Below are 22,688 nucleotides of genomic sequence, written 5' to 3' on the forward strand. Positions count from 1 at the left end.
CCGTGCCGAGCACACCCCTTCCCGCGGGGCCGACACCGCGGGCCTTCCGTACGACCCACGGCAACACCCTGAAGGAGAACGCCAGATGATCACCCGCCGCTTCGGAGAGTCCGCCCCGGGAGCCGCCCGATGAGGGTGCTGCTGATCGGAGCCAACGGATACCTCGGCCGCTTCGTCGCCGACCGTCTCCTCGCCGACCCGGCCGTGCAGCTCACCGCGCTCGGCCGGGGCGACGACGCGGACGTACGCTTCGACCTCGCGAGCGGCAGCCCGGGGGCGCTCACCCGCTTCCTGGACGCGGTGCACCCCGGGGTCGTCGTCAACTGCGCCGGTGCCACCCGAGGCGGCGCCCGCGAGCTCACCCGGCACAACACCGTCGCCGTCGCCACCGTCTGCGAGGCACTGCGCCGCAGCGGGTGCGGGGCGCGCCTCGTACAGATCGGCTGCGGCGCGGAGTACGGGCCCAGCCAGCCCGGCTCCTCCACGGCCGAGGACGCCGTGCCCCGCCCCGGCGGCCCCTACGGCGTGAGCAAACTCGCCGCCACCGAACTGGTCCTCGGCTCCGGCCTGGACGCCGTTGTCCTGCGGGTGTTCTCGCCGTGCGGACCCGGCACCCCGGCGGGCTCCCCGCTCGGACGCCTCGCCGAAGCCATGCGCCGCGCCATGCAGGCCGGCGACGGCGACCTCAAACTCGCCGGCCTCGGTGTCCAACGCGACTTCATCGACGTACGCGACGTCGCCCGTGCCGTCCATGCCGCCTCCCTCTCCGCCGCGCAGGGCGTCATCAACATCGGATCCGGTCGTGCCGTACGCCTGCGTGACGCCGCCTCGGTCCTCGCGCGCGTCGCCGGTTACGGGGGAGCCCTCCACGAACTCGACGGAGTCCCCGGCCCCGCCAGGCCGTCCATCGGCCACCCCCGGTCCGAAACAGAGCACACGGCCCCGGCCGCGTACCCCTACCCGGACGGCTGCGGCAGCTGGCAGCAGGCCGACGTGCGCACCGCACGCGACCGGCTCGGCTGGCGGCCCCGGATCAACCTCGAGGAGTCCCTCGCCGACATCTGGATGGAGGCCGCATGTCGTATCTGACCCGCACACCGTCGGGCAGCGCGAGCACGGATCTGAGGATCGGCTTCGGCGTCCCCGGTTATGCGCACCCCCTGGTCGCCCCGGTCGAATGGGGCGGCCTCACCCGCCCCGGGACCCCCTTGCACTGGGTCGTCCTGAACGTCTCCGACGGCCCCGGCGCCCGCCCCGACCCCCACTGCCTGGAGGCCGCCGGGCGCCTGCGCAACGCGGGTGTCCGCGTGCTCGGCCACCTCGACGTGACCTACGGCGCCCGCGCCTTCGGTGAACTCGTCTCCGAAGCCCACCGCTATCTCGACTGGTACCAGGTCGACGGCTTCCTCATGGACCGCTGTCCCACGGAGCGGACAGCGCTCCCGGAGATCCGGCGCACGGCCGACACCCTGCGGGCGCTTCTCGGCGGCGGCCACCTCGTCCTCGGCCATGGCACCCATCCGTATCCCGGCTACGCCGAGACCGCCGACCAACTGGTGACCTTCTCCGGCCCCTGGAGCGACTACCGCTGGTCGCAGGTGGCGGAGTGGACCGCCGAATACCCGCCCGAGCGCTTCTGCCACTTCGTCCACGGCATGCCCCGAGGGCATCTCGACGAGGCGCTGCGCATCGCCCGCTGGCAGGGTGCCTCGACGATCTACTTCACCGACCGCACGGACCGCGGGGGTTCGGCGGACCCTTGGGAGAGCCTTCCCGGCTACTGGGACGAACTCGTCTCGCGGATCGGAACGGGTGTCTCGGAATGAAGAGGGGCGTGGCAGTGTTACGGGGAGAACAACTGTAGTGATTGACCGACCAACGGAGTCCCCGTGTCGCTGCCACCCCTGGTCGAGCCAGCTGCTGAGCTCACCGTAGACGAGGTCCGCAGGTACTCCCGCCACCTGATCATCCCCGACGTGGGCATGGACGGGCAGAAGCGGCTGAAGAACGCCAAGGTGCTCTGTGTGGGCGCCGGCGGCCTGGGCTCGCCGGCGCTGATGTACCTGGCCGCCGCGGGCGTGGGCACGCTCGGCATCGTGGAGTTCGACGAGGTCGACGAGTCGAACCTGCAGCGCCAGATCATCCACAGCCAGGCGGACATCGGCCGCTCCAAGGCGGCGTCGGCCCGCGACAGCGTGCTCGGCATCAACCCCTACGTGAACGTGGTCCTGCACGAAGAGCGGCTCGAAGCCGAGAACGTGATGGACATCTTCAGCCAGTACGACCTGATCGTCGACGGCACGGACAACTTCGCGACCCGCTACCTGGTCAACGACGCGTGCGTGCTGCTCAACAAGCCGTACGTCTGGGGTTCGATCTACCGCTTCGACGGCCAGGCCTCGGTCTTCTGGTCCGAGCACGGCCCGTGCTACCGCTGCCTCTACCCGGAGCCCCCGCCCCCCGGCATGGTCCCCTCCTGCGCCGAGGGCGGCGTCCTGGGCGTGCTGTGCGCGTCCATCGGCTCCATCCAGGTCAACGAGGCCATCAAGCTCCTCGCGGGTATCGGCGAGCCGCTTCTCGGCCGCCTGATGATCTACGACGCCCTGGAGATGCAGTACCGCCAGGTCAAGGTCCGCAAGGACCCGAACTGCGCGGTCTGCGGCGAGAACCCGACCGTCACCGAGCTCATCGACTACGAGGCCTTCTGCGGCGTCGTCTCCGAAGAGGCCCAGGAGGCGGCCGCCGGCTCGACGATCACTCCCAAGCAGCTCAAGGAGTGGATCGACGACGGTGAGAACATCGAGATCATCGACGTCCGCGAGATCAACGAGTACGAGATCGTCTCGATCCCCGGCGCCAAGCTGATCCCGAAGAACGAGTTCCTCATGGGCACCGCCCTGGAGACCCTGCCGCAGGACAAGAAGATCGTCCTGCACTGCAAGACGGGTGTCCGCAGCGCGGAGGTCCTCGCGGTCCTCAAGTCGGCCGGATTCTCCGACGCCGTGCACGTGGGCGGCGGCGTGATCGGCTGGGTCAACCAGATCGAGCCGGAGAAGCCGATCTACTAGCCCGGCCCCGTAGGGACACGGCCTGTACGGAGAGGGGCTCGGCACCGCGTGTGCCGGGCCCCTTCCCGTCGTCCGGGCGAGGGCGGCCGGTGCCGCTACGAACCGCAGACCTTGCCGTCGTCCGGTACCGATCCGTCCAGCAGGTAGTCGTCCACCGTGCGGTCGACGCAGTCGCTGCCGTTCCCGTACGCCCCGTGCCCCTCGCCCTTCCAGGTGAGCTGCACACCGACGCCCTTGCCCAACTCGTCCGCCATCCTGCGAGCACCCTCGTACGGCGTCGCCGGGTCGCCGGTGTTGCCCACCACCAGGACGGGGTCCGCGCCGGGCGCGCTCACCTCCGGTGTCTCGTACTGCCCGGCCACCGGCCAGTCGTGGCACCAGCCGGCCGTGTCCCAGCCCATCGACTCCCCGAACACGGTCGAGATCTTCCGGAATTCGGGCAGCCGCTTCTTCGCCTCCTCGGGCGTCGGCCGCTCCTTGTCGTCCAAGCACGATATGACCCGTTGGGAATGCGTGGTCGTGCCGTAACTGCCCGAGGCATCACGGTCGTTGTAGCTGTCGGCCTGCGCGAGCAGTTCCGTACCGTCGCCGCCTTCGGCCGCTTCGAGCGCGGTGGTGAGGGCCGGCCAGGACGACTTGCTGTAGAGCGGGTAGACGATGCCGGTGAGGGCGAGCTGCTGGGTCAGATCACGGCCGCTCTTGGTCGGCAGCGGTTCGGAGTCGATCCGCTTGAGCAGGGCCGCGATCTCCTGGGTGCCCTTCTCGGGGTCCTGGCCCGTGGATTCGAGATAGTCCTCCAGAGCGCGCTGGAAACCCCTGGCCTGGTTCTCCGCGTGACCCACCGTGCCGGCGCTCGGGTCGACGACCGCGTCCAGGACCAGCCGCCCCACGTTCTTGGGGAACAAGTGGGCGTACACGCCGCCCAGTTCGGTGCCGTACGAAATTCCGAAGTAGTGCATCTTCCGGTCGCCGAGGACATGGCGCATCAGGTCCATGTCCCGGGCCGTGTCGGTCGTCGAGACATGTCCCAAAAGCTTGCCCGCGGACTTCTGGCAGCCCTTGCCGAAGTCCGTGGCGTCCTTGAAGAACGCGGTCTCCTCGGCGGAGGTGTCCGGTGAGGTGTCGACCGCCTCGGCCGCCTGGACCTCCTTGTCGCCGCGACAGCGCACGCCCTCACTGGCGGCCACCCCGCGCGGGTCCCAACTGACCAGGTCGTACCGTTCGTGGAGCTTCGCGAACGTCGGCCCGTACGGCGGCAGATAGTCGACGCCCGAGCCGCCGGGTCCGCCGAAGTTGAACAGCAGAGAACCGATGCGGTCGTCCGAGGAACCGCTCGACTCGTTGCGGATCAGGGCCAGTCCGATGGTCTCGCCCGCCGGTTTCGCCCAGTCCAGCGGCACCTTGAGCGTCGTACACCGCCAGTCCCGGCCCGGTGCGGGGCCGGTCTCGGTGGCTTTGCACCTGCCCCAGTCGAGCTTCTGCGAGGTGAGTGAGGCGGGCAGCCCCGGCATGGTGACGGACGACGACGCCGGTCCCGTCGGCCTGCCCGCGTCGTCGTTCTTCTCGTTCCCTCCGTCGTCCCCGGACGAGCTGCAGCCGGCCACCAGCAACGTGGCGGCGGCCAGAGCCGTCCACCGTGCGATACGCGCCATGAACTTTCCCCCTCGCATCGTCGTCCGCCGATGTCGCGGATGACAGTCAGGCCATAGTAGGCAGATCCCCGCGAGCACCGCGGAGCCCTGTGGATAACCCTTTGACCTGCTGCTTTGTATCTCGACTCAGGGGCAGACCGTGTCGGCCGGCGGGACCTTGCCGTTCAGCAGATAGCCGTTCACCGCGGCGCGCACGCACGAGTTCCCGCTGTCGTACGCCCCGTGCCCCTGGCCTTTGTACGTCAGCTCGACACCGACCCCCTTGCCCAGGGCGTCCGCCATCTTCCCGGCGCCCTCGTACGGGGTCGCCGGGTCGCCGGTGTTCCCGACCACGAGGATCGGAGCCGCTCCGGGCGCGCTCACATCGGGGTGGTCGGCGTCGCCCGCCACCGCCCAGTCGGTGCAGCCGACCATGCCCCACGCCAGGTAGTCGCCGAAGACGGGGGAGGCCTTGCGGAACTCCGGGAGCTTCGCCGTCACGTCGGCGGCGGTGTACCGCGGCTTGTCGTCCGCGCAGTTGATGGAGACGTTGGCGGCGCTGATGTTGCTGTACTCGCCGTCCTGGTTGCGCCCGTTCATCGAGTCGGCCAGCAGCATCAGAACCTTGCCGTCCCCGTCGTACGCCTGCTGGAGTCCTTCGGTGAGGTACTCCCAGAATTCCTTGGAGTACAGGGACTGCGCGATGCCGCTCGTGGCGGCGGTCTGGGTGAGGCGGCGCGGGAAGACGCCCGGGATCGGTTTGCCGTCGAGGTCCTTGAGGAGTTCGGCGATCCGGTCCTTCACGTCCTGCGCGCTGTCGCCGAGCGGGCACTCATCGGCCTTGGACGCGCAGTCCTCGGCGAAGTTGTCCAGCGCCAGCTGGAAACCCTTGGCCTGCCCGAGGGACCCCTGTTCGGAGTTCTGCGTCGGATCCACGACCGCGTCGAAGACGGCCCGTCCGACCTTCTTCGGGAAGAGATGCGCGTACACGCCGCCCAGTTCGGTGCCGTACGAGATGCCGAAGTAGTGCAGTTCGTCGTCGCCGAGGACCTGGCGCATCAGGTCCATGTCATGGGCCGCGTCGGTGGTGCGGACATGGGGGAGGAGCTTTCCCGAGTTCCTCTCGCAGGCCTTGTTGAAATCCTTCGTGCCGGCCAGCAGAGCCCGCTGCTCGGCGTCGTCGTCCGGGGTGGCGTCCTGCTGGAAGTACTCATCGAGCTGTTCGCTGTCCTCGCACTTCACACCGGCGCTGCGGCCGACCCCGCGCGGGTCGAAACTGACCAGGTCGTAGCGAGTGCGCAGTTCGTCGTAGTCCTTGCCGAAGGCGGGGAGCGTGGTGACGCCCGAGCCGCCCGGGCCGCCGAAGTTGAAGAGCAGCGAACCGATGCGCCGGTCCTTGCCGCCGCTCGCCTGCGCGCGGATCAGCGCGAGACCGATGGTGTCCCCCTTGGGCTTCTCCCAGTCCAGGGGCGCCTTCAGGGTGGCGCACTTCCAGTCGTCGCCGTCCGGCAGGGGTGACGGAGCGTCCCCGCCGCCCTGGGAGTCGGACGGCTCCGGGCAGTCCTTCCAGCTGAGCTTCTGTGCCGACAGGTCCTCGTTCGCGGAGCCGCCGTCGTCGCCGCAGCCGGTGAGGGCCGTCAGCAGCAGGAGGGCGGTGGCGGTCAGAGCGGCGGCACGCGGCGGGGAGGGTTTCGGCATAGGCCCATCCTGAGGTCGCTCGGGGCGGGACGCTCGGGGCGCGGGCCGAGCGGGTGAGAAGGGCGCATACGCCCCCCGGGACCCTCACCGGCCGTCCGGCGGACCGGGCGGACCTCCGAGCAGGCCGGGAAGCCGGCCTAGAGCGCGCCCTTGCGCGTCAGGTGGTTGAAGAACAGCCATCCCGGCAGCACCGGCAGCCACAGCGTGAGAAGGCGGTACAGGAGCACGGCGGGGGCCGCGACCTCCTTGGGGAGCCCGACGGCGATCAGACCGACCGTCAGGGTGGCCTCGACCGCGCCCACTCCGCCCGGGGTGGGCGCCGCGGAGCCCAGCGCGTTTCCGGCGAGGAAGACGACGGCCACGCTGGCGATGCTGATCGCGGGCATGTCCTCGCTGCCGAACGCCCGGATCGACGCGTCGAGGCACATCACGAAACAGGCCGTCAGCAACAGCATGCCGCCGATGCCGGTGATCAATTTCTGCGGCCGCTGGAGGACGTCCAGCATGCGCGGGATGACACCCGCGAAAAGTGAGCGCACGCGCGTGACCACGAATTTACGCAGGAACGGCACCGAGGTCACGACGAGGACGAGGACCGCGACGGTCAGCAGCCCCGCGATGACCGTCCTGGACGGCGACAAGGAGGGCGTCTTCTCGGTGCCGGTCAGATAGCCGAACGACAGCAGCATCAGGATGTGACAGCCGAGCCCGAACAGCTGCGACGCGCCGACGCTCGCCACCGCGAGCCCCGGCCGTACCCCCGCGCGCTGGAGGAACCGTGTGTTGAGCGCGACACCGCCGACCGCCGCGGGCGCCACGATCTTCACGAAGGACCCGGCGACCTGCGCCGCCACGGCCCTCATGAACGGCACCCGCTCGGGCACGAAGCCCAGCAGGCTCATGGCGGCGGCGAAGTAGCTCAGCAGTGAGAAGAGCGCCGCCGCGGCCACCCAGCCCCACTGGGCGCTCTCGAAGAGCGTGCCGAACTCGATGTGCGTGAGCTGCGTCAGCAGGAAGTACGCGCCGAACGCGCCCGCGATGAAACTGATCAGCGTGCGCGGACGGATGCGCTCGAGACGGGCCGGCTCGACCGGTGCCTGCGGCCTGATCAGCAGCACCTGGTGCCGGATCTGAGTGAGCAGGTCCTCCTCGCGGGCCTCGTCCAGCGCCTCGTCGATCGCCCGCTTCTCGGCCCGCTGCTCGGCCCGTACGGTCTTCTTGTCGGGCTTCTCCAGGACGGGCCTGGTCTCCTCGGGCGTGGCCTCGTGCTCCTCGGCGCGGGCCAGTTTGGCCTGCCGGGAGGCCTCCAGGACCGCCTCGCGCTCACGCTCCGACCGCTCCCGGGCCAGTTTGCGCAAGGTGGCGCGGTGGGAGCGGGTGAGTGCGATGGGCTGCAGCATGGGCAGGCAGTCGGCGACCGCGTCCGGACCGAGCACGCCGACGGCCGAGGCCACCGCGCGCTCCGCGCCGACGCGCAGACCGAGCGTGGTCACCAACTGCGCGACATCCATGCGCAGCATCAGTTCACCGGCCGCGATCTCGCCGTTGCGCAGGTCCGTGAGGATCACCGTGCCGGAACGATCCACCAGAATGGCGTCACCGGCCAGCCTGCGGTGGGCGATGCGCCGCGACTGCAGCGCCTGCACCTGGTGCCAGGTCTCGCGCAGCAGGTCGTCGGTGATCTCCTCGTCCGCCAGCGTGTCGAGGGTGCGCCCGCCGATGTGTTCGTAGACCAGCATCACGGCGTCCGGGCCGAGTTCGGAGGTCGCGATCAGCTTCGGCGCGTTGGCCCCGGCCGCGATGGCCGCGTACGCGAGGAGCGCCTCCTGTTCCAGGGCCTGGCGCAGCGACTGGAGGCTGCGGCGCGTGGTGATGCCGCGCAGGGTCAGACGGCGCCACACGCGGTAGAAGAAGCCCTGTGCCTGTTGTTCCCGGTCCACCACCGTGACGTCCAGTGGGGCACCGTCCTGGAGGGTCACGAAGTACCGGCGGCCACGGTCCGCGTCCGCGGCCTCCGGCGTCTCCTCCCGCGCCGCGGTCACCGGGTGGAAGCCGACGTGCCGCAGGCCGGCCATCAGGGTCCGGCCCGTGGGCCGTACGTTCGGCGAGCCGACCGCGTACAGCGTCCCGTAGGCCACGCTCCAGCCGATCAGCACCGTGAGGATGATCGAGAAGGGGGTCGTGTAGCCGGTGACCAGCATGGAGAAGGCGTCGAGCATCAGCACGACCCACAACACCGCACGCCAGCGTGGGCGTCGCGACATTCCGACGGCCGTCATGTAGGCGATGACCGGCGCCAGATAACCGTGTACCGGGTCCGTCAGGGCGTGGATGTCTCCGGGGGAGGGCTGCGTGAGCGCTTTCTGGATCGAGTCCGGGGCGCCCCTGGCGACCCACAGGTCAGTGGCGAGCGTCACACCGTGGGCGAGGACCGCGGCCAGCACACCGTCGGCGATCCGCAGCCCGTCCCGCTTGATCAGCCGCTCGATGGCGAAGGCGACCGGCACCAGGAGGATGGCGATGCTCGACGCGAGCCCGGCGATCTTGATCAACAGGTCGGGCGCCTCGTCGGTGCCCTTGTTGATGTCCTGCGCCAGCCCCGACGTCGTGCCGTGCGCGAACGCCGCGATCGACAGCAGTACGACGATCGCGAGAACGCCCACCAGTAGACGCATCAGGTCGGAGGGGCGGTGCACGCGCGCGGGGAGCAGCGGTTCGTCGCCCTCGACCGCTTCGGCCGGGGCGTCGGCGCAGGCCGCGCCGTCGGTCTCCTCGGCTCCGCTCTCCTTGCGCATGTCCTTCTTCCGGGACGTGTCCGGACTCCCGGGCGTCACGCCCGTCTCGGGCGCGGCGTCTGTCACGGACGCCCCTGCCGTTTCCGGAAGGCTGTCGTCCGTATCGTCGCCGGTATCGGGGCGCGACGAAACCTCAGAGGTGCCCTCCGCCTCTTCGGGGTGCACACCCTGCTGTTTCATCGTCTCTTCTTGGTCTCGTATCACCGGTAACCGCCCGCACGATGGTGGCATGCCCCGCCGACACAGGGGGGCATCAGGGTGCAATGCGGGGGCGCACAGTCTGCCCGAAGCGCTGTTTTCGGGCGAGGGATACGCACGGTCGCCGCCGCGTCACGTTGTCGTAGGGGTGGTGCAGGATGGACCGGATGAGCGAGCAGAGCCTCCCGGCGGACGCCTTGCCGGAGTACGCGGAGCGGGTCCTCGACGTGGCCGAGCAGATTCCGCCCGGGCGCGTCATGACGTACGGAGATGTCGCGGAATGGCTGGAGGAGGGCGGCCCACGACAGGTCGGACGGGTGATGGCCCTCTACGGAGGAGCCGTGCCGTGGTGGCGGGTCGTCCGCGCGGACGGGGCCCTGCTCCCCGGCCACGAGCTGCGGGCGCTGGAGCACTACCGGGCCGAAGGCACGCCCCTCAAGGGAGCGAGCAGGGCCTCCGAAGGCCACCTTCCGCGCATCGACATGAAACAGGCCAGATGGGACGGTGGTGATCGCGCGGAGGGTCACACCCGACAGCTTCCGGCATCGAAGCGCCCGGAGGGTGCCGGGTGACCCGTACGAGGGAATGCGGGCACGCCCGGGACATGCCGTACGTTCGTGAAGCGGGAGACGCCGGTGCCGGGAGGGAACACGAGGAAGCGCCGCTTCCACGGCATCCACCGGCGTAGCGTCGACGGCACGCGTCCCGTTCATCCCGCGGCCACCGCCCGCCACGCGCCGCCCGTCTCCCGCCCGTGACCCGAACACGATCCCTCACCGACGGCGTCCCGCGCCGACGGTGGCAATCCCCAGCACACCCACCAGGACCGGCGAACCACGTGAGCTCCTCTTCCTCCACCAGGCGCCTGTCGTACCCCCAGGGTCGACAGGGGACCCGTGGCGCTTACCGGCTGGTGCGTACCCCGCCGGTGCGGGTGGCTCCCCCTGTTCTGGACGCAGCCCAGCGTGCGGCGGTTGACCACGAGGGCGGCCCGCTGCTCGTTCTCGCAGGTCCGGGCACCGGTAAGACGACCACACTCGTCGAGTCCGTGGCGGCCCGGATCGCCCGCGGCACGGACCCCGAGCGCGTCCTGGTACTGACGTTCAGCCGCAAGGCCGCCGTGGAACTGCGCGACCGCATGGCACTGCGCATGGGAGCGGCCCGCGCACCGCAGGCGACGACCTTCCACTCCTTCTGCTACGCCCTGGTCCGGGCCCATCAGGACACCGACCTGTTCGTGGAACCGATGCGGCTGCTCTCCGGTCCCGAACAGGACGTGGCGGTTCGGGAACTGCTCGCGGGCCAGCCCGGCCTGGAGCGGCTGGGCCTCGCCCATGTGCGCTGGCCGGACGAACTGCGCGCGTGCCTGACGACGCGCGGCTTCGCCGACGAGGTCCGCGCGGTGCTCGCCCGCAGCCGTGAGCTGGGGCTCGGCCCCGACGCCCTGCAGACCTTCGCCAGGCGCATCGGCCGCCCCGACTGGCTGGCCGCCTCCGCCTTCCTCGCCGAGTACCTCGACGTGCTCGACATGCAGGGGGTGCTCGACTACGCGGAACTGGTGCACCGCGCGGTGCTGCTCGCCCGGCGGCCGGGGGTGGCCGAACGGCTGGCCGACCGGTACGACGCCGTCTTCGTCGACGAGTACCAGGACACCGATCCGGCGCAGCTGCGGCTCCTGGACGCGCTCGCGGGCGGCGGCCGGACCCTGGTGGCCTTCGGTGACCCCGACCAGTCGATCTACGCGTTCCGGGGCGCCGACGTGAACGGCATCCTGGAGTTCCCGGACCTCTTCCCTCGCGCGGACGGCACACCGGCGCCGGTCGAGGTCCTGAGGACGTCACGCAGGTCGGGCGCGGTCCTGCTGGCGGCGACCCGGCTGCTGACGCAGCGCATGCCCCTGACGCGCCTCCCGGCGGAGAAGGTACGCGCCCACCGGGAGCTGGCCTCCGTACGCGACGGCGGCCAGGTGGAGGTCTACACGTACCCGACGTCCGGTACGGAGCTGGACAACATCGCGGACATCCTGCGCCGCGCCCACCTGGAGGACGGCGTCGCGTGGAAGGACATGGCCGTCCTGGTCCGTGCCGGCTCCCGCACCATCCCGACGATCCGCCGCACGCTCACCGCGGCCGGCGTCCCCCTCGACATCGACGGCGACGACCTGCCGCTGCGGCACGAACCGGCGGTGACGCCCTTGCTGACCGCCCTCAAGGCGGTGGCTGTGGCGGAACTGGGAGAGACCCCTTCCTCCGGTTCCGGGGAGCCCAGCACGGACGAGGCGACATCGGAGGAACCCACCGCACAGGAAGAGCCCGTCCAGGAGGAGCAGACCCTTCCTGAGGAACAGGCCGTCGAGGGGGAGCAAGCCCTCCCGGAGGGGCAGGCGGCCCAACAGGAGCAACCTCTTCCTGAGGAACAGGCAGTCCAGGGGGAACAAGCCCTTCCGGAAGGGCAGGCCGTGCCGGAGAAGCCGTGGCTCGACGTCGAGACCGCGCTCACCCTGCTCGCCTCCCCCCTGGCCGGTATGGACGCCGCGGACCTGCGCCGTCTGGGCCGCGCCCTGCGCGAGGAGGAGCGCGCCGGGGGCAACCACGTGCCGCCGCCCTCCGACGAGTTGCTGGCGCGGGCCCTGGCGGAGCCGGAGCGGCTGGTCGCCCACGACCCCTCGTACGCGCGCGGGGCCCAGCGCCTGGGCGCCCTCCTGTGCAAGGCACGGGAGCGCCTCGCGGGGGGCGGTACGGCCGAGGAGGCGCTCTGGGAGCTGTGGGACGGCACACCCTGGCCGCAGCGCCTGGAGCGGGCCGCCCGGCGCGGCGGCGCGGCCGGCCGCAACGCGGACCGCGACCTCGACGCGGTGTGCGCCCTGTTCGCGACCGCGGCCCGCGCCGAGGAACGCACCGGAGGACGCGGCGCCCTCAACTTCCTGGAGGAGGTCGACGCCCAGGACATCGCCGCCGACACGCTCACCCGAAGGGCCGTGCGCCCCGACGCCGTACGGCTGATGACCGCACACCGCTCCAAGGGCCTGGAGTGGCGCCTCGTCGTCGTCGCGGGAGTCCAGGAGGGACTCTGGCCCGACCTGCGCCGTCGCGGCTCCCTCCTGGAGGCCGACCGCATCGGACGGGACGGTCTCGCGGAGCCGCTCACCCCCGGAGCGCTCCTCTCCGAAGAGCGCCGCCTGTTCTACGTGGCCGCCACGCGCGCGCGTGAACGGCTCGTCGTCACCGCCGTGAAGGCCCCCGCGGACGACGGCGACCAGCCCTCCCGTTTCCTCACCGAACTCGGCACGGAGGCCAAGGACATAACGGGCCGCCCCCGCCGCCCGCTGTCCGTCGCCGCGCTCGTCGCGGAACTGCGGGCCACCACGGTCGACCCCCGTGTCTCGGCCACCCTGCGGGAGGAGGCCGCCCGCCGCCTGGGCAGACTCGCCGCGCTCGGCGACGAGGACGGCCGCCCCTTGGTGCCGTCCGCACACCCCTACCGCTGGTGGGGCATGTACGAACCCACCGAGAGCAAGGTGCCGCTGCGCGACCGAGACCACCCCGTCGTGCTCTCCGGCAGCGCCCTCGACCAGCTGGCCAACACCTGCGCCCTGCAGTGGTTCCTGGGCCGCGAGGTGAAGGCGGACGCCCCCGCGACCGCCGCCCAGGGTTTCGGCAACGTGGTGCACGTCCTGGCGGACGAGGTCGCCTCCGGCCGCACGCCCGCCGACCTCGCCGTCCTCATGGAGCGCCTCGACTCCGTGTGGGACGCCCTCGCCTTCGACGCGCCCTGGAAGTCGGCCCAGGAGAAGGAGCACGCGCGCGTGGCACTCGAACGCTTCCTGAAGTGGCATGTCATGGACCGCGCCGAACGCACTCCGGTGGCCAGCGAGCACGACTTCGACGTCACCCTCGAAGCGGGCTCCTACGAAGTGCGCATCCGCGGTTCCATGGACCGCGTCGAGCGGGACGCCGAGGGCCGCGCCTACGTGGTCGACTTCAAGACGGGCAAGCAGGCACCGAGCGCCGCGGACGTGGCCCACCACCCGCAGCTCGCCGTCTACCAGCTCGCGGTCGGCGAGGGCGCCGTGGACGACGCCTTCGACGGCGAACGCCCCGAGCCCGGCGGCGCCGAACTCGTCCAGCTCCGCCAGGGCGCCCCCAAGAAGGACGGCGGCGAGACCCTGCCCAAGGTGCAGGCCCAGCAGCCGCTGGAGGGGGAGTGGGTCGGCGACCTCCTCGCCACCGCCGCGGGCAAGGTCCTCGACGAACGGTTCACGCCGACGACCGGCCAGCACTGCACGCACTGCGCGTTCCGGGCGTCGTGCAGCGCCCGCCCGGAGGGCCGCCACGTCGTCGAGTGACGGGGCACGGCGCCGGGCGGCCGTCCTCGGGTGTCCCGCACAGGCGCGGCAACGCGGGTCGCAGAGGGGCTGCCGTGGACGGAGCGACGCGAAGTGACATACCGCACCACGTGTGCTGACCTGCACGTCCTTGGGCCCCGCCGCCGAATCGGCACCGACTGTCAGTGGGCGCGACTAGCCTCTCTGACGTGCCAGCCCGTATCTCCGATCCCGAGCAGCTCAAGGAGCTCCTCGGCATCCCGTTCACCCCGGAGCAGACGGCCTGCATCACGGCCCCGCCCGCCCCGCAGGTGATCGTCGCCGGAGCCGGTTCCGGCAAGACCACGGTGATGGCCGCGCGCGTGGTGTGGCTGGTCGGCACCGGACAGGTGGCCCCCGAGCAGGTCCTGGGCCTGACCTTCACCAACAAGGCGGCGGGCGAGCTCGCCGAGCGCGTACGGAAGGCCCTGATCAAGGCCGGTGTCACCGACCCGGACGTGATCGACCCGGACAACCCGCCGGGCGAGCCGGTGATCTCCACCTACCACGCCTTCGCCGGCCGGCTGCTGACCGATCACGGGCTGCGCATCGGACTCGAACCCACCGCGCGCCTCCTCGCCGACGCCACGCGCTACCAGCTCGCCGCACGGGTTTTGCGCGAGGCACCGGGCCCCTACCCCGCACTCACCCGCTCCTTCCCCGACCTGGTCGGGGACCTCCTCACCCTCGACTCCGAGCTGGCGGAACACCTCGTACGGCCCGAGGAGCTGCGCGCGTACGACGCCCGGCTGCTGCAGGATCTGGAGGGCGCCAAGCTCACCAACGCCGACCTGCGCAAGGTCCCGGAGACGGCCGCCGCCCGGCGGGAACTGACCGAGCTGGTGAGCCGCTACAGGAAGGCCAAGCGCGAGCGCGACCTCCTCGACTTCGGCGACCAGATCGCCCTCTCGGCGACCCTCGCCCGTACCCGCTCCGAGGTCGGCGGCATCCTGCGGGACGAGTTCCGGGTGGTCCTCCTCGACGAGTACCAGGACACGTCCGTGGCCCAGCGCATCCTCCTGGCCGGCCTGTTCGGCGGCGGCACGGGCCACCCGGTGACCGCCGTCGGGGACCCCTGCCAGGCCATCTACGGCTGGCGCGGCGCCTCCGTGGCCAACCTCGACGACTTCCCCGAGCACTTCGCGCACGCCGACGGCCGGCCGGCGACCCGCCAGTCGCTCAGCGAGAACCGCCGCAGCGGAGGCCGCCTCCTCGACCTCGCCAACGGACTCGCTGAGCCCCTGCGCGCCATGCACGCGGGCGTGGAGGCCCTCCGCCCCGCCCCCGGCGCCGAGCGGGACGGCATGGTGCGCTGCGCCCTGCTGCGTACGCACGCCGAGGAGATGGACTGGCTCGCCGACTCCGTCGCCCATCTCGTCCGCACCGGCAAGGCCCCCGGTGAGATCGCCGTCCTGTGCCGTACCGCGACCGACTTCGCCCAGATCCAGGGCGCGCTCGTCGCCCGCGACATCCCGGTGGAGGTCGTCGGGCTCTCCGGGCTGCTGCACCTGCCCGAGATCGCCGACCTGGTCGCCGTCTGCGAGGTCCTCCAGGACCCCGGGGCCAACGCCTCACTGGTCCGGCTGCTCACCGGGCCGCGCTGGCGCATCGGCCCCCGCGACCTCGCCCTCCTGGGCCGCCGGGCCCGGCTCCTCGTGTCCCACGCGCGCGTGGGTGCCGACGACGACCCCGACCTGCGGCTCGCCGCAGCCGTCGAGGGCGTCGATCCGGCGGAGGTGATCTCCCTCGCGGACGCGCTCGACACCTTCCTGGAGACGCCCCTCCGCGGTGACGGGGACGACGACGGGCTGCCGTTCTCGGCCGACGCCCGCGTACGGTTCGCGCGCCTCGCCACCGAACTGCGCGATCTGCGCCGCTCGCTCGCCGACCCGCTCATGGACGTCCTGCACCGGGTCCTGGCCACCACCGGTCTGGAGGTGGAGCTCTCCGCGTCCCCGCACGCCCTGGCCGCCCGTCGCCGTGAGACCCTGTCCAACTTCCTGGACGTCGCCGCCTCCTTCGCCGCCAACGAGGGCGAGGCCAGCCTGCTCGCCTTCCTCGGCTTCCTGCGCACGGCGGCCCAGTACGAGAAGGGCCTCGACAACGCCCTGCCGGGCGGCGAGAACACCGTCAAGGTGCTCACCGCGCACAAGTCCAAGGGCCTGGAATGGGACGTCGTCGTGGTCCCGGGGCTCGTCACCGGCACGTTCCCCAGCGGCCAGGGCCGCGAGAAATGGACCGCCCAGGGCAAGGTCCTGCCGCACTCACTGCGCGGCGACGCCGACACCCTGCCCGACATCGACGCCTGGGACTCCCGCAGCATGAAGGCCTTCCACGAGGCCATGAAGGAGCACCAGCACACCGAGGAACTGCGCCTCGGCTACGTCACCTTCACCCGCCCCCGCTCCCTGTTGCTCGGCTCCGGCCACTGGTGGGGCCCTTCCCAGAAGAAGCCCCGCGGCCCCTCCGACTTCCTGCACGCCCTGTACGAGCACTGCGCGGCCGGGCACGGCGAGATCGAGGTGTGGGAGGACGAGCCCGAGGAGGACGAGGAGAACCCCGCGCTGCTGGCGGCCGGCGGTGACCACGCCTGGCCGCTGCCGCTCGACGACCTGGCGACCGCCCGCCGCCGCGAGGCCGCTCGGACGGTGCTGGCCCACCTGGAATCCGGCCACTCCCACGAGACGACCCACCCCTCGGCCCCCGGCGACCCGGGCTCGTACGACGACCCGGGCCCGTACGACGACCCGGACTGGCCGCCGCCGGAGGAGGACGAGCCTCCGTACGGAGAGGAGGAGCCTCCGTACGGAGACGAGTACCTCACCGACGAGCCTCCTTACGAAGAGGCCGATGTGCCGGCCGCGGCCCCGGACGACTGGGACTCGTGGACACCGAACCGCCCGGCGACCACCGGCCGCCCGGCGGTCCCGCACCCCAGCCCCGCCCCGGACGCCCGTCCGCACCCCCCGGAGACCACCCGCCTCACCCCCGAGGAGGCCCGCACCATCGCCTCCTGGGACAGCGACCTGGACGCCCTCACCGGGGAACTCCTGCGCGCCCGGGAGAGCGTCACGGACGTCCCCCTGCCGACCTCCCTGACCGCGTCCCAACTGCTGCGTATGGCCGCGGACCCGGAAGGGTTCGCCCAGGAACTGGCGCGCCCCATGCCACGGCCGCCCCAGCCCGCCGCCCGCCGGGGCACCCGCTTCCACGCCTGGGTCGAGGCCCGCTTCGAAGAGCTGCGGCTGCCGATGCTGGAGCCGGAGGACCTGCCCGGCAGCGAGGCCGAGATCGCCGACGAACGAGACCTGGAAGCCCTCAAGAACGCCTTCGAACGCACTCCTTACGCACACCGCACGCCCTACCGGGTCGAGGCGCCCTTCCAGCTCGCCATCGCCGGCCGCGTCGTACGGGGCCGGATCGACGCGGTCTACAAGGAGGAGGTCCACCAGGAAGAGGCCGACGAGCACGGAGACGGGCGGGCGACGACGACGTACGAGATCGTCGACTGGAAGACCAGCCGCACCCGCACCGGCGATCCGCTCCAGCTCGCCCTCTACCGGCTCGCCTGGGCCGAGCAGCACGGCGTCCCCCTGGAATCCGTGCGGGCGGCCTTCCTGTACGTGCGCAGCGGCGAGGTCGTCCGGCCCGGGAACCTGCCGGACCGGGCCGCGCTGGAACGCCTCCTGCTGGAAGAACCACCCGAAGGGGTTCCCGACGAACCGCCGGACCGGCACGCGCGCGTGGACGGATAGGCTCGTGACCATGAGCAAGACTCCGGACAGCGCCGTCCGCGCGTACATCGAGCAGCATCGCGCAGCCTTCCTCGACGACCTCGCCGAATGGCTGCGCATCCCGTCCGTCTCGGCCCAGCCCGAGCACGCCGCGGACGTACGGCGCAGCGCCGACTGGCTCGCCGCGAAACTGCGGGAGACGGGCTTCCCGACCTGCGAGGTCTGGTCGACCCCCGGCGCACCCGCGGTCTTCGCCGAATGGCCCTCGGACGATCCGCGGGCGCCCGTGGTCCTCGTCTACGGCCACCACGACGTACAGCCCGCCGCCCGCGAGGACGGCTGGGACACCGACCCCTTCGAGCCCGTCGTCCGCGGCAACCGACTCCACGCGCGTGGGGCCGCCGACGACAAGGGACAGGTGTTCTTCCACACACTCGGTGTCCGGGCCCACCTCGCCGCCACCGGCCGCACCACTCCCGCGGTCCACCTGAAGCTGCTGATCGAGGGCGAGGAGGAGTCCGGCTCCCCGCACTTCCGTGATCTGGTCGAAGCCCGCAAGGACCGGTTGACCGCCGACGCGGTGATCGTCTCCGACACCGGCATGTGGTCCGAGGACACCCCCACGGTGTGCACCGGCATGCGCGGCCTCGCCGAGTGCGAGATCCAGCTGTACGGACCCGACCAGGACATCCACTCCGGTTCCTTCGGCGGCGCCGTGCCCAATCCGGCCACCGCCGTCGCCCGCCTCGTCGCCGCGCTGCACGACGAGCACGCGCGTGTGGCGGTCCCCGGGTTCTACGAAGGCGTCACCGAACTCACCGAGCGTGAGCGTGAACTCTTCGCCGAGCTGCCCTTCGACGAGGAGCGCTGGCTGCGCACCGCCCGGTCCACGGCCACCCACGGAGAGAGCGGCCACACCACCCTGGAGCGTGTCTGGGCCCGCCCGACCGCCGAGGTCAACGGCATCGGCGGCGGCTACCAGGGCCCCGGCAACAAGACGATCGTGCCGTCCTCCGCGATGGTCAAACTCTCCTTCCGGCTCGTCGCCGGACAGGACCCCGACCACATCGAGAAGGCGGTGCGCACCTGGGTCGCGGAGCAACTGCCCGCGGGTGTCCGCCACGAGATCACCTTCGGCGCCGCCACGCGTCCGTGCCTGACACCGCTCGACCATCCCGCCCTGCAGTCCGTCGTACGCGCCATGGGCCGCGCCTTCGAGAAGGAGATCCGCTTCACCCGCGAAGGCGGATCAGGGCCCGCCGCGGACCTACAGGACGTCCTCGCCGCCCCGGTGCTGTTCCTCGGCATCTCGGTCCCGTCCGACGGCTGGCACGCGCCGAACGAGAAGGTGGAGATCGACCTCCTCCTCAAAGGTGTCGAGACCTCCGCCCACCTGTGGGGCGATCTGGCCCGGAACTGGCGAGATGCACACTGAAGAAGCCCCGCCGCACACGTCCTGCCGTACATCCGTACATCCGGACGGACAGCCCGCCGAACCAACCGTTTCACCGGGGGAGTTGGAAGCACCCGTGACCACCTGGACCGACCGCACCGCAGACCGTCCCATCTCGCTCACCGCCCCGAACGGCATCGACCGGGCCGCCCACCACCGGCTCGACGAGGCCTGGCTCGCCGCGGCGTGGAGCCACCCCACCACCCGCGCCTTCGTGGTCTCCGGCGGTCAGGTCCTCATCGACGAGACGCCCGACGGCACCACCGAACTCGTCATGACCCCGTCCTTCGAAGCGCCCCTGACCGAGGCACACCGCTACTTCCTCGGCACCGACGACGACGGCGTGAGCTACTTCGCCCTCCAGAAGGACACCCTGCCCGGCCGCATGGACCAGTCCGCGCGCGCGGCAGGCCTGCGCGAGGCCGGCCTGCTCCTGTCGCCCCGCGACGCCGGCCTCATGGTGCACGCGGTCGCCCTGGAGAACTGGCAGCGCCTGCACCGCTTCTGCTCCCGCTGCGGCGAACGTACGGTGATCGCCGCGGCCGGTCACATCCGCCGCTGCCCCGCCTGCGGTGCCGAGCACTACCCCCGCACCGACCCGGCCGTGATCATGGCGGTGACGGACAACGAGGACCGCATCCTGCTCGGTCGGCAGGTGCACTGGCCCGAAGGCCGCTTCTCCACCCTCGCGGGCTTCGTCGAGCCCGGCGAGTCCATCGAGCAGTCGGTCCGCCGCGAGGTGTTCGAGGAGGCCGGCATCACCGTCGGCGAGGTCGAGTACGTCGCCAGCCAGCCCTGGCCGTTCCCCTCCAGCCTGATGCTGGGCTTCATGGCCCGCGCGACCTCCGCGGTGATCAATGTCGACGGCGAGGAGATCGAGGAAGCGCGCTGGTTCTCCCGCGAAGACCTGCGGGCCGCCTTCGAGTCCGGGGAGGTCCTGCCTCCGTACGGCATCTCGATTGCGGCCCGTCTGATCGAGCTCTGGTACGGCAAGCCCCTGCCGACGCGCGGCGCGGCTGCCTGAGTCTGCCGCGGGACAGCCCTCAGGCGCCGATCTTCTGCTTCACCTGGGCCAGCGAGGGGTTGGTCAGCGTCGAACCGTCCGGGAAGAGGACGGTGGGAACTGTCTGGTTTCCGCCGTTCGCCTTCTCCACGAACGCCGCGGACGCCGGGTCGTGCTCGATGTTGATCTCGTCGTACGTGATGCCCTCGCGGTCCATCTGGCTCTTCAGCCGACGGCAGTAGCCGCACCACGTGGTGCTGTACATCGTCACAGTGCCCGGCATGTCTCTCGTGCTCCTTCGCTGCAGGGAGATACGTGTTCGCAGTCAGGGGAACGTACGAGGCCGGGCTGCCATTCCCGTGCGCGGAGGGGCGGGGCGTCGCGGGACGGGCGGCGCCTGCCGTATTAGTACGACTGCGAGCGGCTCCCTGTGGACAACCGGCGCATCCGTCCCGGCCGACCTGGCAGCATGGCGGGGTGACAGCAGCATCGCACTCCACCCTTTTCCCGCAGGGCACCCACGGCTCTCAGTACCCGGCACCGCCGAGTGGGGCCGACGCGGTGCTCGAAGGACTCGACCCCGAGCAGCGCGAGGTGGCCACCGCCCTGCACGGCCCGGTCTGCGTGCTCGCGGGAGCCGGCACGGGCAAGACCCGTGCCATCACCCACCGCATCGCCTACGGAGTGCGGGCAGGGATCCTCCAGCCCTCCAGCGTGCTCGCCGTCACCTTCACCGCACGTGCCGCGGGCGAGATGCGCGGCCGTCTCCGCCAGCTCGGCGCCTCCGGGGTCCAGGCCCGCACCTTCCACTCCGCCGCCCTGCGTCAGCTCCAGTACTTCTGGCCGAAAGCAGTCGGTGGCAGTCTGCCCCGCATCGTCGACCGCAAGATCCAGCTCGTGGCCGACGCCGCGGCCGCCTCCCGCATCCGTCTCGACCGCGGTGAACTGCGAGACGTGACGGGCGAGATCGAGTGGTCCAAGGTCACCCAGACGATCCCCGCCGACTACGCCGCGGCGGCAGTGAAGGCCGGGCGCGAGGCCCCCCGCGACCGTGCCGAGATCGCACAGCTCTACGCGGCGTACGAGGACATCAAGCGCGACCGCGGCGTCATCGACTTCGAGGACGTCCTGCTGTTGACCGTCGGCATCCTGCAGGACCAGCACCACATCGCGGAAGCAGTCCGCGCCCAGTACCAGCACTTCGTGGTCGACGAGTACCAGGACGTCAGCCCCCTCCAGCAGCGCCTCCTGGAGCTGTGGCTCGGCGAGCGCGACAGCCTCTGCGTCGTCGGCGACGCCAGCCAGACCATCTACTCGTTCACCGGCGCGACCCCCGACCACCTCCTCGGCTTCCGCACCCGCCACCCCGGCGCCACGGTCGTCAAACTCGTCCGCGACTACCGCTCCACCCCCCAGGTGGTCCACCTCGCCAACGGCCTGCTCGCCCAGGCCCGGGGCCGCGCCGCCGACCACCGGCTGGAGCTGATCTCCCAGCGCGCCGCGGGCCCCGAGCCGGTTTACGCGGAGTACGCCGACGAGCCCGCCGAGGCCGAAGGCGCCGCCCGCCGCATCCGCGACCTCATGGCCTCCGGCACCCCCGCCAGCGAGATCGCCGTCCTCTTCCGTACGAACTCGCAGTCGGAGATCTACGAACAGGCCCTCGCCGATGTAGCCGTGCCCTACCAGTTGCGCGGAGCCGAGCGCTTCTTCGAGCGACCCGAGGTCAAGCGGGCCATCCATGCCCTGCGCGGCGCGGCCCGCTTCGGCGGCAACGACGCACTCCTCGACGACGCCCCCGACCTGCCCTCGCAGGTGCGGGCGGTGCTGTCCGGCGACGGCTGGACCCACCAGCCACCGGCGGGCTCCGGCGCGGTCAGGGAGCGCTGGGAATCCCTCGCCGCCCTCGCGAACCTCGCCCAGGACTTCGCCGCCGCCAGAGCCGACGCCACCCTCGGCGATCTTGTGGCCGAACTCGAAGAGCGCGCCGGCGCCCAGCACGCGCCGACCGTCCAGGGCGTCACCCTCGCCTCCCTCCACTCCGCCAAGGGCCTGGAGTGGGACGCCGTCTTCCTGGTCGGTGTCGCCGAGGGCATGATGCCGATCTCCTACGCCAAGACCGACGACCAGGTCGAGGAGGAGCGCCGCCTCCTCTACGTCGGTGTCACCCGCGCCAGACAGCACCTCTGCGTCTCCTGGTCGCAGTCCCGCTCACCCGGGGGCCGCCCCAGCCGGCGGCCCAGCCGCTTTCTCGACGGCCTGCGCCCCGGATCGGTCACCACCGCCGGCCGCAGGGGCGCGAGCGGCCCCGGCGGGCTCGGAGGCATCGAGCGGGGAGCCCCGGGCAGCGCCCCCGACGCGCCCCGGCGGACCAGCCGCACCCCCGCCCGCTGCCGGGTCTGCGGTCGTACGCTCAACGACGCCGGCGAGATGAAGCTGATGCGCTGCGAGGACTGCCCCTCCGACATGGACGAGGCGCTCTACGAACGGCTGCGCGACTGGCGGGCGGTCCAGGCCCGGGGCAGCGGGCAGCCGGACTACTGCGTCTTCACGGACAAGACGCTGATGGCCATCGCGGAAGCGGTGCCGTCCACTCCGGTTGAGCTGGCCCGCATCCCGGGCGTCCGCGCCCGCAAGCTCAACCGCTACGGAACCGACGTACTCGCCATCTGCGCAGGTCAAGAGCCCGATAGAGGGGAAGACGAGGAATGATTCAAACTCGTCGAGAAAATAGTTTGCGCATGCCCC

The 22,688-nt window shown here is 71.5% G+C and carries 13 protein-coding genes; 9 read left to right on the plus strand and 4 right to left on the minus strand.

Features of this window, described 5'->3' with window-relative positions; genetic code table 11:
* Positions 1 to 129: 129 nt before the first annotated feature.
* The 3 genes from K3769_RS16240 (at position 130) to moeZ (ending at position 3,068) form a co-directional block, all read left to right on the plus strand.
* Positions 130 to 1,089, plus strand: coding sequence for an NAD-dependent epimerase/dehydratase family protein (locus K3769_RS16240; protein ID WP_267027144.1), 960 nt, complete (start codon positions 130 to 132; stop codon positions 1,087 to 1,089).
* Positions 1,077 to 1,826 (plus strand): spherulation-specific family 4 protein, encoded by a 750-nt coding sequence (locus tag K3769_RS16245; RefSeq protein ID WP_267027145.1) that lies wholly within the window; start codon positions 1,077 to 1,079, stop codon positions 1,824 to 1,826. The genes K3769_RS16240 and K3769_RS16245 overlap by 13 nt, the downstream gene beginning before the upstream one ends.
* Positions 1,827 to 1,889: 63 nt before the next feature.
* Positions 1,890 to 3,068 (plus strand): adenylyltransferase/sulfurtransferase MoeZ, encoded by a 1,179-nt coding sequence (gene moeZ / locus K3769_RS16250; protein WP_267027146.1) that lies wholly within the window; start codon positions 1,890 to 1,892, stop codon positions 3,066 to 3,068.
* 95 nt (positions 3,069 to 3,163) lie between these two features.
* Here moeZ and K3769_RS16255 read toward each other — a convergent pair whose 3' ends face one another.
* The 3 genes from K3769_RS16255 to K3769_RS16265 all read right to left on the minus strand — a co-directional run bounded on the left by K3769_RS16255 (position 3,164) and on the right by K3769_RS16265 (position 9,372).
* Positions 3,164 to 4,720, minus strand: coding sequence for an alpha/beta hydrolase (locus tag K3769_RS16255; protein WP_267027147.1), 1,557 nt, complete (start codon positions 4,718 to 4,720; stop codon positions 3,164 to 3,166).
* 126 nt (positions 4,721 to 4,846) lie between these two features.
* Entirely contained in the window at positions 4,847 to 6,397 is a 1,551-nt protein-coding gene (locus K3769_RS16260; protein WP_267027148.1) for an alpha/beta hydrolase, read from the minus strand.
* Between the two features lie 137 nt (positions 6,398 to 6,534).
* Positions 6,535 to 9,372 carry a lysylphosphatidylglycerol synthase transmembrane domain-containing protein gene (locus K3769_RS16265; protein WP_267027149.1) on the minus strand — a complete coding sequence of 946 codons (2,838 nt, stop codon included), beginning with the start codon at positions 9,370 to 9,372 and terminating at the stop codon, positions 6,535 to 6,537.
* Between the two features lie 185 nt (positions 9,373 to 9,557).
* On the opposite strand from K3769_RS16265, the gene K3769_RS16270 reads away from it, so the two are divergent.
* The 5 genes from K3769_RS16270 to nudC all read left to right on the plus strand — a co-directional run bounded on the left by K3769_RS16270 (position 9,558) and on the right by nudC (position 19,964).
* Entirely contained in the window at positions 9,558 to 9,962 is a 405-nt protein-coding gene (locus K3769_RS16270) for an MGMT family protein (RefSeq protein WP_282566190.1), read from the plus strand.
* A 266-nt stretch (positions 9,963 to 10,228) separates the two neighbouring features.
* Entirely contained in the window at positions 10,229 to 13,735 is a 3,507-nt protein-coding gene (locus tag K3769_RS16275) for a UvrD-helicase domain-containing protein (RefSeq protein ID WP_267027151.1), read from the plus strand.
* 188 nt (positions 13,736 to 13,923) lie between these two features.
* On the plus strand, positions 13,924 to 17,508 hold the full coding sequence (locus K3769_RS16280; protein WP_267027152.1) for an ATP-dependent helicase: 3,585 nt from the start codon (positions 13,924 to 13,926) through the stop codon (positions 17,506 to 17,508).
* A 10-nt stretch (positions 17,509 to 17,518) separates the two neighbouring features.
* Positions 17,519 to 18,922 (plus strand): dipeptidase, encoded by a 1,404-nt coding sequence (locus K3769_RS16285; protein ID WP_267027153.1) that lies wholly within the window; start codon positions 17,519 to 17,521, stop codon positions 18,920 to 18,922.
* Between the two features lie 94 nt (positions 18,923 to 19,016).
* On the plus strand, positions 19,017 to 19,964 hold the full coding sequence (gene nudC / locus K3769_RS16290; RefSeq protein ID WP_267027154.1) for an NAD(+) diphosphatase: 948 nt from the start codon (positions 19,017 to 19,019) through the stop codon (positions 19,962 to 19,964).
* A 19-nt stretch (positions 19,965 to 19,983) separates the two neighbouring features.
* On the opposite strand, the gene K3769_RS16295 is transcribed toward nudC, so the two are convergent.
* On the minus strand, positions 19,984 to 20,226 hold the full coding sequence (locus tag K3769_RS16295; protein WP_107020145.1) for a mycoredoxin: 243 nt from the start codon (positions 20,224 to 20,226) through the stop codon (positions 19,984 to 19,986).
* Between the two features lie 194 nt (positions 20,227 to 20,420).
* Between K3769_RS16295 and K3769_RS16300 the strand changes: the two genes are divergently transcribed.
* The gene (locus tag K3769_RS16300; protein WP_372514955.1) at positions 20,421 to 22,652 is read left to right on the plus strand and encodes an ATP-dependent DNA helicase UvrD2; all 2,232 of its coding nucleotides are present in this window, start codon (positions 20,421 to 20,423) and stop codon (positions 22,650 to 22,652) included.
* The last annotated feature ends 36 nt before the right edge of the window (positions 22,653 to 22,688 follow it).

The sequence above is a fragment of the Streptomyces ortus genome (assembly GCF_026341275.1).
GTDB lineage: Bacteria > Actinomycetota > Actinomycetes > Streptomycetales > Streptomycetaceae > Streptomyces > Streptomyces ortus.